At 45.8% G+C, this 14,038-nt stretch carries 12 protein-coding genes; 4 read left to right on the forward strand and 8 right to left on the reverse strand.

Annotation, left to right across the window (positions count from 1 at the left end):
• Nucleotides 1–356: 356 nt before the first annotated feature.
• The 4 genes from ACLFWI_RS14885 to ACLFWI_RS14900 all read right to left on the reverse strand — a co-directional run bounded on the left by ACLFWI_RS14885 (nt 357) and on the right by ACLFWI_RS14900 (nt 4,451).
• Complete coding sequence (locus ACLFWI_RS14885; RefSeq protein WP_446413571.1) at nt 357–764, reverse strand: putative toxin-antitoxin system toxin component, PIN family; 408 nt, start codon at nt 762–764, stop codon at nt 357–359.
• Nucleotides 761–991, reverse strand: a complete 231-nt coding sequence (locus tag ACLFWI_RS14890) for a hypothetical protein (RefSeq protein WP_446413572.1) — start codon at nt 989–991, stop codon at nt 761–763. Before ACLFWI_RS14890 ends, ACLFWI_RS14885 begins: the two co-directional genes overlap by 4 nt.
• Before the next feature lie 267 nt (nt 992–1,258).
• The gene (locus ACLFWI_RS14895; protein ID WP_446413573.1) at nt 1,259–1,912 is read right to left on the reverse strand and encodes a restriction endonuclease subunit R; all 654 of its coding nucleotides are present in this window, start codon (nt 1,910–1,912) and stop codon (nt 1,259–1,261) included.
• Nucleotides 1,913–1,964: 52 nt separating this feature from the next.
• Complete coding sequence (locus ACLFWI_RS14900) at nt 1,965–4,451, reverse strand: NACHT C-terminal helical domain 2-containing protein (protein ID WP_446413574.1); 2,487 nt, start codon at nt 4,449–4,451, stop codon at nt 1,965–1,967.
• Between the two features lie 139 nt (nt 4,452–4,590).
• Between ACLFWI_RS14900 and ACLFWI_RS14905 the strand changes: the two genes are divergently transcribed.
• Entirely contained in the window at nt 4,591–4,809 is a 219-nt protein-coding gene (locus tag ACLFWI_RS14905; RefSeq protein WP_446413575.1) for a hypothetical protein, read from the forward strand.
• Between the two features lie 72 nt (nt 4,810–4,881).
• Here the strand turns inward: ACLFWI_RS14905 and ACLFWI_RS14910 are convergent, their stop codons facing one another.
• The 3 genes from ACLFWI_RS14910 to dnaK all read right to left on the reverse strand — a co-directional run bounded on the left by ACLFWI_RS14910 (nt 4,882) and on the right by dnaK (nt 8,808).
• Nucleotides 4,882–5,160 carry a UPF0175 family protein gene (locus tag ACLFWI_RS14910; RefSeq protein WP_446413576.1) on the reverse strand — a complete coding sequence of 93 codons (279 nt, stop codon included), beginning with the start codon at nt 5,158–5,160 and terminating at the stop codon, nt 4,882–4,884.
• 387 nt (nt 5,161–5,547) lie between these two features.
• Nucleotides 5,548–6,543 carry a DnaJ C-terminal domain-containing protein gene (locus ACLFWI_RS14915; protein WP_446413577.1) on the reverse strand — a complete coding sequence of 332 codons (996 nt, stop codon included), beginning with the start codon at nt 6,541–6,543 and terminating at the stop codon, nt 5,548–5,550.
• Between the two features lie 198 nt (nt 6,544–6,741).
• The gene (gene dnaK / locus ACLFWI_RS14920) at nt 6,742–8,808 is read right to left on the reverse strand and encodes a molecular chaperone DnaK (protein WP_446413578.1); all 2,067 of its coding nucleotides are present in this window, start codon (nt 8,806–8,808) and stop codon (nt 6,742–6,744) included.
• 302 nt (nt 8,809–9,110) lie between these two features.
• Here dnaK and ACLFWI_RS14925 point away from each other — a divergent pair, with 302 nt between their 5' ends.
• Both ACLFWI_RS14925 and ACLFWI_RS14930 read left to right on the forward strand, forming a co-directional pair.
• Nucleotides 9,111–9,671: a Uma2 family endonuclease gene (locus ACLFWI_RS14925; protein ID WP_446413581.1), complete on the forward strand. Its 561-nt coding sequence runs from the start codon at nt 9,111–9,113 to the stop codon at nt 9,669–9,671.
• Nucleotides 9,672–10,076: 405 nt separating this feature from the next.
• Nucleotides 10,077–10,700, forward strand: a complete 624-nt coding sequence (locus ACLFWI_RS14930) for a Uma2 family endonuclease (RefSeq protein WP_446410073.1) — start codon at nt 10,077–10,079, stop codon at nt 10,698–10,700.
• A gap of 161 nt (nt 10,701–10,861) precedes the next feature.
• On the opposite strand, the gene ACLFWI_RS14935 is transcribed toward ACLFWI_RS14930, so the two are convergent.
• Nucleotides 10,862–12,412: a dolichyl-phosphate-mannose--protein mannosyltransferase gene (locus ACLFWI_RS14935; RefSeq protein WP_446413579.1), complete on the reverse strand. Its 1,551-nt coding sequence runs from the start codon at nt 12,410–12,412 to the stop codon at nt 10,862–10,864.
• A gap of 149 nt (nt 12,413–12,561) precedes the next feature.
• Between ACLFWI_RS14935 and ACLFWI_RS14940 the strand changes: the two genes are divergently transcribed.
• A complete protein-coding gene (locus ACLFWI_RS14940; RefSeq protein WP_446413580.1) occupies nt 12,562–13,977 on the forward strand; it encodes an NCS2 family permease in 1,416 nt (471 codons plus the stop codon).
• Nucleotides 13,978–14,038: the final 61 nt, after the last annotated feature.

Genomic DNA, 14,038 nt, shown 5'->3' on the forward strand with positions numbered 1-14,038 from the left:
TTTATGGCTCAGAGCAAAATTATCGACTGGCTCTGCCTCTGTTGGCGTTGTGGCTACGCCAGCGCTTGAGTTAATCCTTTTCTGGAGTGCATATCAACTTTGTACGTTGGGTTGAGGAACGTAGAATCACGACACAGGAAGCTGAGCTGTGCTGTTGTGAGACTTGATTCCGAAAAAAAACTGGACACAAATAGATGAGCTAGATCAGGGCACGATAGTATCGTACCCCTACCCAATCAATTATCCCTGCCTTGGGTTAAAACTGTTGCTGCCCGATTGGATAAGAGTTTTAGTCCATTTTAATGGATGGACAGTAGCTCTTAGCCCGGAGTTTGAACTCCGGGCAGGTGTAGGGACTACTGTTCCAATAATTGACTAACCGATAAAACGGGTACGGTTGCATTAGAAAAATCCTGTGTATCACGGGTAACAATTGCATCTAAAGTTTGAGCAATCGCACAAGCAACCTGTACAGCATCTTCAAAATCTCTTATATCAGATGTTAAAGCTACCTCCAATACAGCGCGATCCACTGGGCAAATTTCCATCACTGCCAGTGTCATAGAGACAACTTGGTTTGCCTGCTCAACGCTCTGAGTCTGTCTTCTCGCAATGTAGAAGATATCAGTTAGCGTTGTTGCTGTAACATAACCAATAACCTGCTCAGAACCAATCGCCTGAAATAAGGCTTGTGCATCTTGCAAAAACGGCTCTCGTTCCAGTAAATAATCTAAAATAACATTTGTATCGATCAGGACTCTCACGGAATATATTTCTCCACCCGACGTTCTTCCAAGATTGCCTGAATTTGAGCATCAGTTGGTGGTGGCTGATCAGTTTTCAACAATCCTCGCATCTGGTTGATCAGGGTTTTTCGGTTGGGTTGTGGATTGAGGGTATCTTGCAGAGATTGAATAATAGCATTGACGAGTGCAAGGCGATCATTCACGGATAACTTGAAAGCCTGTTCTTTGAGTTCTTGTAACGACATGGGAATGACTCCAGCTTTCTACAGATGCTAGTCATTATATAACGATTTCCGTTCTGATGCGGCACTTCGATAAGGGCGTAAGCCTAGATCCTCTACATTCAGGTGTACGGGTTTTATTGATCAATTATCGGCTCTTAAGGGCGAGTTTTGTTGTTCAGTTATCGGCTTTTACGTTAGATTTCATCCCTAAACCTGCCCCGAAAATTAACAAACGTGCTATGGCATTTCTTTACATAAGCGCTAATTTGAGTTACGCCGACTGACGCTCTAGCCAACTTGCTGCGCTTGCCAATCTTCACTCAGCACCAACTCCCTCAAATGCTTCAAAATTCCCACAACTCGATACAGATCATTCTCCTGTCGCAATAGTGTAAATAATTCTGATAAGCCATAACTTGGAGTCTCCTGTTTGAGCAGCTTCACAAAGAGAAAATGATTACCATTCGTCAACAATCCAAACAGGGGAATGGAACTAATCGGACTTGCCATCATGTAAAGTAATGCTTGAGGTAAAGCGGTTATTACGTCTGCTTGTTTGGGTTTGGTTTCAATTGTGGCAACCCAAAGATTACGATAAAGTACCAGCAAATCGACTCGTCCTCGAATCACCTCATCTTCATCTTCAAATGTAATTTCTACCTGCTTTTCAGCCGCAGGAACAAAGGGCGCACGACACAATCCTGCTATGGACAAAATCGGAGCTAACACGGCAATTTTGACAATTTCTTCGTGCAGTGGATACTTAGCAAGGCTGAGAAAATCTGCCTTAGCTTGATCAAGCCAATGCTGTTCATAGGCTGTCAAGTCTGGTGCTATACTCTGCCACTCTGGGAAAAAGTCATAGTCTTGAACCTGTACCAGGTTAAACCTTTCTTCTAGTTCATATAAAGCTAGATTGCTTGCCTGAATAACTTCAACCATAGAGCCTTTAGATGTGTGGTGCTATCATAACGTATGATAATTGAGAGGGAACCTACTCAGACATTGGCAAAAGTAATGTATCCTCAATTTCCTGCCTGACTTCCCGGCTGACATAACAATCGCTATTTAGGCAATCCACCAGCAGCTTATTAGCGTTGTAATACTGCTGAACAGATGCTTCCTCAGTATCGCTAAACTGCCAGTCTTGCCCAATGTTACGATGTTCCAGCATAGTATTTAATAGAGACAAAGTCCAACTTTGGCAGTCAAATTCACCCCAATCATTCCAGTTTTCTTCACCTTCATTTTCTGGATTTTTGGCAAATTCCAATGGCGTAGGTAATTGCTCTCTAAGAAAGAGTAATTCTTCTCTTAGTTTTTCCTCAAGGGGATACTGAAAAACAATATATAATTCGTCATGGAGGCTTATATCACTGTCCACATTCCATTTTTCTTTGACGTCGTCCCAAAATTGTCCATAAACCTTAGCTTGGTACTGATTGAGATCGGAGTCATCATCACCCAGTATAAATGTATCTTCCTTACCCAGATAAACCCCACCATCATCATAATAATTTCCGTCATTATCATAAAAACTCAAACATTTTATATTAACAGAACGAGTAGCTTCTTCAATTATTTGAGAAGCTAATAAAGTTTTGAGCAACTCAAAATCAATTCCTAAATCATAAGCAAAAGCAAAATCAGGATCTATACTAAAGGCTAGCGTCGGAATAGGAAATTCCCGGACGTTAGCCTGATTAGAATCAATTTCTAATCTCTGTTCAAGAGCGAGGTAAAATGCTCTAACGGAAGCCAACTTAAATGGTACTTTAACTGATCGCGCCTTCTCATCCACCCAGATTAAAAACTCCTGTAACCTCTCATTTCCTACCAATAGCCTATCAATCTGAGCTTTCATCAACCGCAACAATGCATCTGCAGGGTCTAAACTTTGAGTCGTTAGCAAAAACACTTCCCGCCAGCGCTTCTCACCAACGTGACTTACCAACTCTTGCAGCGTCAGATCATCAGCAGCATAGGGATTGCAACTCATCACAATCTTACGGGCAGTGAAATACTCGTGAAAAGTCAGATGCGAGAAGGAATAGATACCTCTTGCCCGTTCCACTAACAGCCCATGCTGTGCTTCAATCGACTTCAATACGGCTGCACTGTCTATTTCCAATGCTTCGAGATCAGTGCTAGCACCTGATAAATTTTGGATATATTCGCTGATGTAGCGCTCCAGTTGCCGTTGTTTAAAAAAGTAGTTTCCCTCTTCAAAAGTTGTTCGGGCAATTTGACTGAGTAAATCTTTTTTTCGCTTTAATGACAGCCCTTTGTAAACGTGATCGCGTTCAATATTGCGCTTAACATCCCATTTTTTCAGTAACACATCCACACCGTTTTCATATAGTTCAGCGCGATTGGTAGGAAAACTGCCGGAGTCTTCAAAAACTAGACATAGCAGTGTCAGCAATAGCGGATTCGTTGCCAGTTCTCGGATAGGTTCATTTTCCTGTAGCTTGTGCAGGAACCGTTCTGCCTTAATCGGGTCGTTTTTGCTACGGAACCATTTACCGGAAAAATCAGCAATTTGCTTGTCGTCAAAGTCAGCAATTTCTACTTCTGTGAATTTCTCAAACGTGTATTCCCGTGCCGCAATCCGGCAAGTAATGACGAATTGATTTTGGGGAAATTGCTGCGAAAATCCAGTAATTTGCCGCAATACCCGATCGCTATCAGCATCTCTAACCTCATCCAAGCCATCCAATAAAATTAATGCTCTACCTGCACAGACCACATTTTGTAAAGCGGGGTGCATCAGGAGTGACCGATCAAGGTACTCCAGCAAATCCGGATTCCCATCAGTTTCGGCAAAGTCTTTTAATGTGATGAATACCGGAATCCTTTCTGTCTGAAACTTCCCGCCGATGCACTGAATCGCCAGATGCTTCAGGAACGTCGTTTTTCCCGCACCTGGTTTCCCAAAAATCATCAACTTGGAGAATTGCTCAACCGCTTCCAATCCTGGAATGCGCCTTGCTCTGACATTACCCAAGCAGAAGCGATCAAACTCCTCTGGAGAGGTATCCCGCATCAGATCCGCTAATTCCAGTCCTCTCGTTTTCGTCAGTTTTTCCAAAATATTGACGCTGGTGTAGATTTTGCCTAAACCAATCGGCTGGCTCATATCCAGCACCCGCATTGTGCCACATCGCTCTCGGATGTTAGGCTCGACCTGCTTACGGATTTCTTGGACTAGAGCATCAATGTCAGAGGCTGCATTCCGGTTTTGCTCTGCCTCAAGTTCATCATCTTTTTGTGCGATCGCCTGCCAATCCAGCTTCAACTTTTCGCAGATGCGGACAAATAGTTCGCGATCAACAGGCTTACCCTTGAAAAACTTACCGATTGGTTGACGAGTGACTCCTAATGCATCTGCCAATTGCTGCTGAGTCAGACGACAGCCAATGAGCGCTGTTTTTGCCGTCTTTCTGCCCTCTGGAGAAGCCCGAAGTGATCGCTCAACCATAGCCTAATAGTAATCTTTTGCTCAATTTTAGCGACATCAAGCAAAAGTCACCCATAGCGCATACATAACTCACACACGCCAAAAGCCTTGCTTTTACTGCATTTCAGCGACTTTAAAAGAGTCAACAAACAGCAAGGTTATGGCAATGCTTGAAAATATCTTAGTTCTGGCTCTAGAAAAGTCTGCCGAAATCGTTCTGGTACTGCTGGTCGAGAAACTCTGGGCATGGGTGCTGCGCGATCGCAAGCTTCAGCGTATCAGTAATTTTGTGAAAATGCATATTTTTATTCTTTATCTCGATTGGGTTTTACTCAAAACACCGCTTAAATCTATTCCCGATCAACCAGAAGAGAAATAAATGCTCACAAGATTCTTGTAGGTTGGGTAGAGTGTAAAGAATCGGGGACGTATCGGAGATAACTATCATTAATCAGGTAGTGACATTCTGGGTTCTTAACTGACGCAGGGTTTGGCGATCGCTTTCTAAATCGTCTGGGTTGTAGTGAAGGTAAGCCTGGTGGGTTTTGAGAAATTCATCAACTGCCCAACGGGAGGGGAGTTTGAGGAGTTGTCCAACCTGAAAGTGGGTAATGCGTTCGGTGCGGTAGGCTTCGATGACTAGGAGTTCGAGTAGATGACGCTGCAACTGATCGGGTGTTTCGGTAAGTTGCTCGGTGATTTCATCAGGGATATCGATTGTAATTTGCATCATGACTCTCCTCAATATCTCATGCTAATCCGTTGTAGATTTGCTGTCGCTGACTCGGTTTGTCAAACCCACACTCTCCCCTAATCATAACTGCGTTCTAGGGCGATCACCCTTGCCTAAAATTCAATGCTCCAATAGTGCGATCGCCCCACCTCAACCCGACAATCTTTCCGCTAAATCGGTTGGAACATTAATACTTAAATATCCTAATTCATCAATCGTCGTCGTCAGTTTGAGAACTTCCATCGTCAACTTCCATCGCCAAATGAATCAGTAAATCTCACCTTATTCTAGCATGATCGCCGCTGTTTAAAACTTCATCCTCCAATATGTCCGACTATTTATCTCATGTTAAACCGTTGTAGATTTTTACCCTCTATTTTTTACTCAAATCGGCAAATCCCGCCGAGGATTAAACCGTTCAACTTCTAACAATTTCTGATACAGTTCTCGCGCTTCGGGACTTGGCGTTTTTGACACCACAATTTGAATTTCAACTAACTGATCACCCCGTTTCCCCTCTATCGGATACCCTTTATTCGCAAGACGTAATCGTTGACCTGACTGCACCCCCGCCGGAATATTCATTTTCACTCGCCCATCCAACGTTGGTACGTCTACAGGCGTTCCTAATACCGCTTCGGCTGCTGTCACGGGTAATTGGCAAATAATATCTGACCCTCTCAGCTTAAAGAACGGATGGGGCGAAACCGTAATAATTAAAAATAAATCCCCACCAGCGATTCCCTGACCCTTGAGGCGAACTCGCTGATTTGTGACCATATTTCCGGGTAATTCAACTTCTAAAGATCGACCATCTTCAAGACGGATTCGCTCAATTCCCCCGGTATAGGCTTTTTCTAAGGGCAATGTTAATCGCGCCTCTACATCTTTAGGCTGGGCGCTAGGATTAACTCTATAAGCGGTTTTGCGGGTTCCAGGACGAAACGAATCTGAGGACTCAACTCGCCCCCCTGTCCGTTCCGTTCCCATACCAGGACGAGGCGGACGGCGTCCTAGAAGTTGTTCAACAAAGCTGTTAAAATCGCCAAACTCACTATAGTCCACTTCTTGACTAGAAGTACGCCCCCGACCATTACGAGAAAAGGCGGTTCTCACTGGACTGGTTTTCGCCGCCTTACGGGTAAATCCTTTCTTCTTAAAGAAGTTGCCAACCTGATCATACTGCGATCGCCGACTCGGATCAGACAGGACTTCGTTGGCTTCGTTAATATCCTTAAACCGTTCCTCCGCCTCTTTATCCCCTGGATTTACATCCGGGTGATATTTACGGGCGAGTCGCCGAAATGCTTTTTTTATCTCATCACTGGATGCATCGGGGGGAACTCCTAAAATCTCGTAATAATTGCGAAAGTTTTGCATTGTCGTTAGTCATTGGTCATTGGTCATTGGTCTTATGTCATTGGTCTTATGTCATTTGTCCAATGGATCTCGCCGTCAAAACTTAGTCGGGGCGGGTTTTGCCGTCAAGCTAGGGACAACAATCAATATTAGTCCCTAAACCCGCCCCTACACAATCACGCGCCATGCACTCTTTCCGAAGTGAAGGGTCAACACTATTTAAAACCAATCATCATCCTCTTCATCCCAATCATTTTCTAAAGGGGCGGAACGGACATCACGACGAGAATAACTTCTGGGTCTTTCGTAATCGCGTTGGCGACTGGATCGACCTGTCCCTACACCATAATCATACGGATCACGGGATTCACGGGGTTCACGCCGTTTGGGTTCCCAATAGGCGTCCTCTTCGTCTTCTCCAGTGAAGACACGACGAATTGAGCCAAAAAAGTCATCATCCTCATCTTCGGCGTAAGCTAACCGTACCTCCCGTTTGAGTTCATAGATGGTATCTTGTAAATCCGATTGCGCCCGGTCAATCCCCCGGTCATCATTTTGGGCGATCGCGTCTCGCAGTTCCAAGACTAGGGCTTCAATCCGCCGCCGATACGCACTGGCAAATTGGGTGCCAAAATCCAGGGTAACTTCCTTGAGTTGACGTTCTGCATCCGTCGCCATGGTTTCGGCGCGGTTGCGCTTCTCTACCCGTTCCCGACGTTGACGATCTAATTGGGCATTTTCCTCGGCGTCGCGAATCATCTGTTGCACTTGCGACTCGTTTAAGGTCGATGCACCTTGGATTGTCACACTTTGCTCCCGCCCCGTGGTTTTATCTAGGGCAGTTACCTGTAAAATCCCATTAGCGTCAATATCAAACGCCACTTGCACTTGGGGAACGCCCCGGGGCGCAGGCGGGATTCCGGTCAGCTTAAACCGTCCCAGGGATTTGTTATCATTTGCCATTTCCCGTTCCCCTTGCAGGACATGAATTTCTACGAGGGTTTGATTATTTTCGCTGGTGGAAAAGATATCGGATCGCCGCACCGGGATAGTTGTATTCCGGGGGATCAGCTTTTTCATCACCCCACCAATGGTTTCTAATCCCATCGATAACGGTGTCACATCCAGCAACAGCACATCCTTAACTTCATTACTCAGGATACCCGCTTGAATTGCCGCCCCAACCGCCACTACTTCATCAGGATTCACATTTTGATTCGGTTCTTTATCAATTAAACTCCGCACCAATTGTTGAACTAAGGGAATGCGAGTCGAACCCCCAACCAAAACCACCTCATCAATTTGCACAGGCGTCAATCCCGCATCTTTGAAGGCGCGTTTTAGGGGACGACGCAAACGACTCACTAATTCCCCACACAATCCCTCAAACTGGGGACGAGTCAGTCGGGTTTCCAGATGCTTAGGTCCCTCGGCGGTGGCGGTGATAAAGGGTAAATTAATCTCCGTCACCCCCACCCCCGAAAGCTCAATCTTGGCTTTTTCTGCAGCTTCCATCAATCGCTGTAAGGCTTGGCGATCGCGGCGTAAATCCACGCCTTCGGCTTCCAGGAACTGTTCGGCTAGCCAATCGACGATTTTGCGGTCAAAATCATTTCCCCCCAATTGGGTATCGCCACTGGTGGCTTTCACCTCAAATACGCCATCTCCCACATCTAGAATTGAAACATCAAACGTACCCCCGCCCAAATCAAAAACTAAAATCGTCTGACTGTCTTCCCGATCCAACCCATACGCCAAAGATGCGGCTGTGGGTTCATTGAGAATTCGCAACACCTCCAAACCCGCAATCCGCCCCGCATCTCGCGTCGCCTGTCGTTGAGAATCATTAAAATAAGCGGGAACCGTAATCACCGCCCCCGTCACCTCCTCGCCCAGATAGCGAGTCGCCTCATCCGCCAACTTCCGCAGTACCATCGCCGAAATCTCTTCCGGGAAAAATTCCTGCTTCAGCCGGGGACAGCGAATTTTAATCGCGTCTTCTGGATCACGGCGAATCGTATAGGGGACGCGCTTCGACTCCGGATTGAGTTCACTATATCGCCGCCCCACAAATCGCTTAATCCCATAAAACGTATTTTGGGGATTGAGAACCCCTTGGCGGCGTGCCATTTGTCCGACTAAGCGTTCCCCTTCCTTGCTAAACGCTACCACAGAAGGGGTTGTCCGCATACCTTCTGCATTAGCAATGACAACCGGCTTGCCACCCTCCATGACGGCTACCACAGAGTTTGTTGTCCCTAGGTCAATGCCGACTACCTTGCCCATGCGTACTTTTGTCTCCTCTCGCTGTTAATGCCAAATCGCTATATACAATAACTTTAGAGATTTTAATGGATAGTTGACCAGAGGAAGTGCGATCGCTGGTCATTTTACCCATTCTATCGTGAGCAAGAGGGGGAGCAATGTTCCAGACAGGATGCAAGAAGCGTCTGGGAGCAGAGGATCGTAGGTTGAGTCCTTGGAACGAAACCCAACCTACGATAGGTCTATCCTACCAAGGCGCGATCGCGTCGCTTTTCACTAGAATTGAGTCTATAACTTGCCGTCTCACCTTGCAGGCGATCCCCATGGTACAAGCACTCAGACAGCCACTAACATTGCACGAGTTTTTGCAACAACCAGAAACCAAACCCGCCAGTGAATATATCAATGGAGAAATCATTCAAAAGCCCATGCCAAAGGGACGACATAGCCGCTTGCAAGGAAAACTCTGCGCCACTATCAATCAAGTTGCAGAGGAGACAAAAATTGCCTATGCCTTCCCAGAATTAAGATGTAGTTTTGGTGTACGATCCATCGTCCCCGATGTGGCAGTTTTTCAGTGGGAACGTATTCCCTTCACTGCTGAGGGTAACGTACCCGATAACTTTGACCTTCCGCCAGATTGGACGATAGAAATTCTTTCCCCCGAACAACGACCCAACAAAGTGTTAGGCAATATTCTCTATTGCCTAGAACATGGCAGTCGCCTAGGCTGGTTTATTGACCCAGACGATCTCAGCATTTTGTGCCTACAACCGCAGCAACAACCTGTGTTATGTCAGGGCGAACAAGTCCTGCCAGTTTTGGGCGATATAAAATTATCTCTTAGCGTCAACCAAGTGTTTGATTGGTTGAAAATGGGGTAACCAAACTCATTAAAAAAAACTCTCTGTTTACTCCACGCCCTTTTAAGCTGTTCGGCATTTAAAGCTTAATGTCAACAATGGTGAAATCCTTGCCGTAGTAGTGCGTTTAGCGAAGCCATGCCGCAGGCTTTGCATCTTGCTCGCTACCCAAAAGCATCTTGCTCGCTACTAATACCCAATTTAAATGCATGACAATTCGGGGAATGTGGGAGAAATAATACGGTCATTGCCACGAAACTGCTGTAATTCGTAAGATGAATGTCACGCTCCTGTTAGGCTGGTGGGCAATGCCCACCCTACTATATATCAAGGATTTTGGCGTTCCAAAACTGTTTATTTCAGTGCCATTAACCTTAACATAGACATAAGCAAAATCAAGCTGACCGATGGATTGGAGCAAGAACAATGATCGCGATCGCCAAAAAACCTCTGACCTTCGAGGAATTTCTGAATTGGGATGATGGCTCCGGTAGGTCATTCGAGCTTGTCAAAGGAGTTGCCATGCCCCTCAGTGAACCTACAGCCAAACATGAAGACGTTGTTGATGGGCTTTGTCGTCTCCTGAACAACCATTGCCAAGACTTTAATTTACCCTATGTTCCCCGTCAGAGTAAACAAGTCCGCTTGAATAACGCCCCCGGTGAAAATGAGTCCAGTCGTAAAGCCGATATTGTTGTATTCGCCAAAGACGAATGGCAAAGAATGCGTCAAAGTTCAGCATCTGCGGCAGCATACATACCACCTCCCCTGGTGATTGAAGTTGTCAGCACCAATTGGCGGGACGATTACCGGATTAAATTAAATGAATACGAAACACTCGGAATCCCGGAATACTGGATCGTCGATTATGCCGGACTCGGAGGCGTTCAATATATTGGATCTCCTAAACAACCCACTGTAACCATCAATCGTTTAATTGACGATGAATACCAGGCAGCGCGATATCAAGGAGACGCGAAAATTCTGTCTCCCCTGTTTCCTCGCTTAGAACTAACAACGCTTCAAATTGTGGCAATGACACAAGGGTAATAGTACACCTAAATCTATGGAAAATTAGGGGCGCAAGGCTTGCATCCTCACCGAATCGCAGAGGGCGATCCGACCAAATTGAGACGACAAAAGTTGTTCATTTATACAAGCGGGTCGCCCCGACAAGCGCGGATATTACCAATGACCAATGACCAAATAATCTATATCCAAGAACGAAACCACATTCGCAGTTGATGACCCTCAGGAGATAGAGGTAATCCTAAATAAATTGGCAACCAAAATACAAATGCCAACAGAATTAAACTGATAACCGTTATCGCCGCGATTTGCCAAGACTCTTGTTCCCGATGTAACCAACGGTCAATCAGCCAAGCCAACCCTAACCCGGAAAACACAGAAGCCCCCATATAGTGGTATAAAAATGTACAGCGACTTACCCTAATCCAAGGTAGTAACTGAGCCAGCCAGTTAAGACCTAAATAGAGACTAATATAATTCACCGTTGTGGGCGGAAAATATCCACGCATTCCTGACCAAAGACGCTGTAGTAACAGCAACAGTAACAATAAAATTGCTGCTGTTGACAACCACCAAAGGATAGGATTTCCCATCGCGTGGACATCATAAATCACCTGACCATATCCTTTGGGTAACGGTGGGTAAGCCGGGACTTGTTGACGGGTACTCTGAGCAGTTTGGTAAAAGTAAGCCACAGGTCGCAGCATAATTAGCCAAGTGTACCATTTTGAACAGTAGGGATGAACCTCTGGTCCACTACCGATTTTTTCGTGAAAGGTCAAAATTTTATAGTGGGCTTCCAAAAATCCGGGTTGGGGATTCATGATTAGGTGGGGAATCCAGAGTAAGCTATAGGTTAACGCCGGAATTAAGGCAAAATTAACTAAAAATTGAATCCCGTTTAATTGAGTTAAATTAACTAAGGAAGTTTTAAGTGTTGAGTTTTGAGTGTTGACCCGGCGCTGCGCTGGAGGGCAGGGTTTGTAGGGGCGGGTTTCACAATTATCGTCTCTTTTTGCTCCAGATGTAAATAAACCCGCCCCAACCCCAAGTTTAAATTTTGAACCCTCTCTTCTCCACTGAAGCAACCAAGCCATCCCCCACAGGAGATAAACTCCGAATAAAAACCATAAACCATTCCATTTAATACAAGCCGATGCGCCGAAAAGAGCACCCGATAATGCCAAAAACAACCAGCGTTTCGACTGAGATTGATTGAGTGCGATTAATAAACATAAATTCCCTAATAATCCCAAAATAACCAAATAGACATTATTCAGTGCGTAGCGAGACTCAACTAAAAATAGACCATCCGCCCCGGCTAACAAGGCGGCGATTAACGCATAGCTGCGACGCCGATTAAGCTGATAGGCGATTCCGGCGACAACTAAGGGGATAAACGAACCCGTGAGCGCATTCAGCCAACGGTAACTCCACGTCGATCGTAATGAACCCGCCAAACCATTCATGGTATGGTGATCCCACGGAAGATGAGAACCCAGCCACATCCCGATCGCGATAATATATTGACTCAAGGGCGGGTGGGCATTAAAAAAGTCTGTTCCGGTTAAATAGTTATTGGCAAATTTGGCATAATATACCTCATCAAATACCAGCGTATTAAATCGACCCAATCCCCAAAATCGGAGCAGGGCTGAGGCTAAAAAAATAGCGGTTAAGCCAAAATGGAACCAATAGTTTGATAAGATAGATAACTTTTTATGCCCAATCATATCATAATCAAAGTTAACGGCGGGGAGCGTTATATTTAAAGGAGCGAGAAGCCAGCTACGTCTTAGGTAAGGATTTGAACAATATTCACATTATCATTGGGTTGAGTGGCATCCTTAAGCTAATATTTAGGGCATCTCAGGGAAAAGTTATGAGTCATCATGATCCAAATCAAGGGCATTCCCATGTTAATCCGTCTGAACAACCACCGAGACAGTCAGGCATTCTGGCTAAATTCTTTAAGTTTGAGTGGTATCAAACTACAATCCGCATAGAACTATTGGCAGGGTTCACCACCTTTATGACGATGGCTTATATTTTGGTTGTGAATCCGGGCATTTTATCCGATGCCATTTTTTTACAAGCATCAGGAGATTTGTTTAATGAATTAGTCATCGCCACAGCACTTTCTGCGGCAATTGCTACCCTAGTTATGGGATTGTGGGCGAATTACCCCCTTGCCCTTGCCCCCGGTATGGGACTCAATGCCTTTTTTACCTACTCGGTGGTATTAGGATTAGGCATCGACTGGCGCATTGCCCTTTCTGCTATCTTAATCGAAGGGTTGATTTTTATTGCCCTAACCCTGTCAAATGTCCGTCATTTAATCGTCAAAGCGATTCCCGATTGTCTGAAACGGGCAACGGCGGTGGGAATTGGCTTATTTATCGCCTATATTGGCTTAAGTGGGGCGGGGATTATCGCCGCTGATGCAGTGACGAAAACGAAATTAGGGGACTTGAGTCAACCTTCGACATTAATTGCGATCGCGGGTATCCTGATTACCTCCGCATTTGTCGCCCGTCGCCTCACCGGGGCGCTGCTATGGGGGATTTTGGCAACGGCGGCGCTAGCCTGGATTCTCGGTGTGTCTCCGTTACCAGAGGGGATTGTCGGTGTTCCTGAGTTACCCGTGGATTTAGTCGGAGTTGCGATCGCGGGATTGGGTAGAATCAATCAGGTGAATAGCTGGGATTTCCTGGCGGTGTTATTTGTGTTCCTGTTTGTGGACTTATTTGACACCGTGGGTACGCTGACTGGGGTGGGGATGCAGGCGGGGTATATTAATGAACAGGGGGAATTGCCCCGGGCGAATCAAGCGTTGATGGCGGATGCGGTGGGGACAACGGTAGGGGCGGTTTTGGGAACCTCGACGGTGACGACGTATATTGAGTCGGCTGCGGGTATTGCGGAAGGGGGGCGCACGGGATTTACGGCTGTTGTTGTGGCGATTTTGTTTGTTGTTTCGATATTTTTTATTCCGTTACTGTCGGGTATTCCGGCTTTTGCGACGACGCCAGCATTGGTGATTGTGGGGGTGTTGATGGCTGGGAATTTACGGGGGATTCACTGGGATGATCCGGCGGAGTCTATTCCTTCATTTTTAACGATTTTAATGATGCCTTTGACATATTCGATCGCGGAAGGGTTGGCGATTGGATTGATTACTTATCCGTTAATTAAAGGGTTTCAGGGGAAAGGAAATGAAGTCGCGATCGCGGTGTGGGTTTTGGCGGGGATTTTTGTACTGCGTTTTATCGTGATGGCGATGAATAGTGGTGGATGATCACTGACTAAAGCCCTGAACTAAAGCCCTGAACTAAAGCCCTGAACTAAAGCCCTGAACT

It is taken from the genome of Coleofasciculus sp., from assembly GCF_046539235.1.
GTDB lineage: Bacteria > Cyanobacteriota > Cyanobacteriia > Cyanobacteriales > Coleofasciculaceae > Coleofasciculus.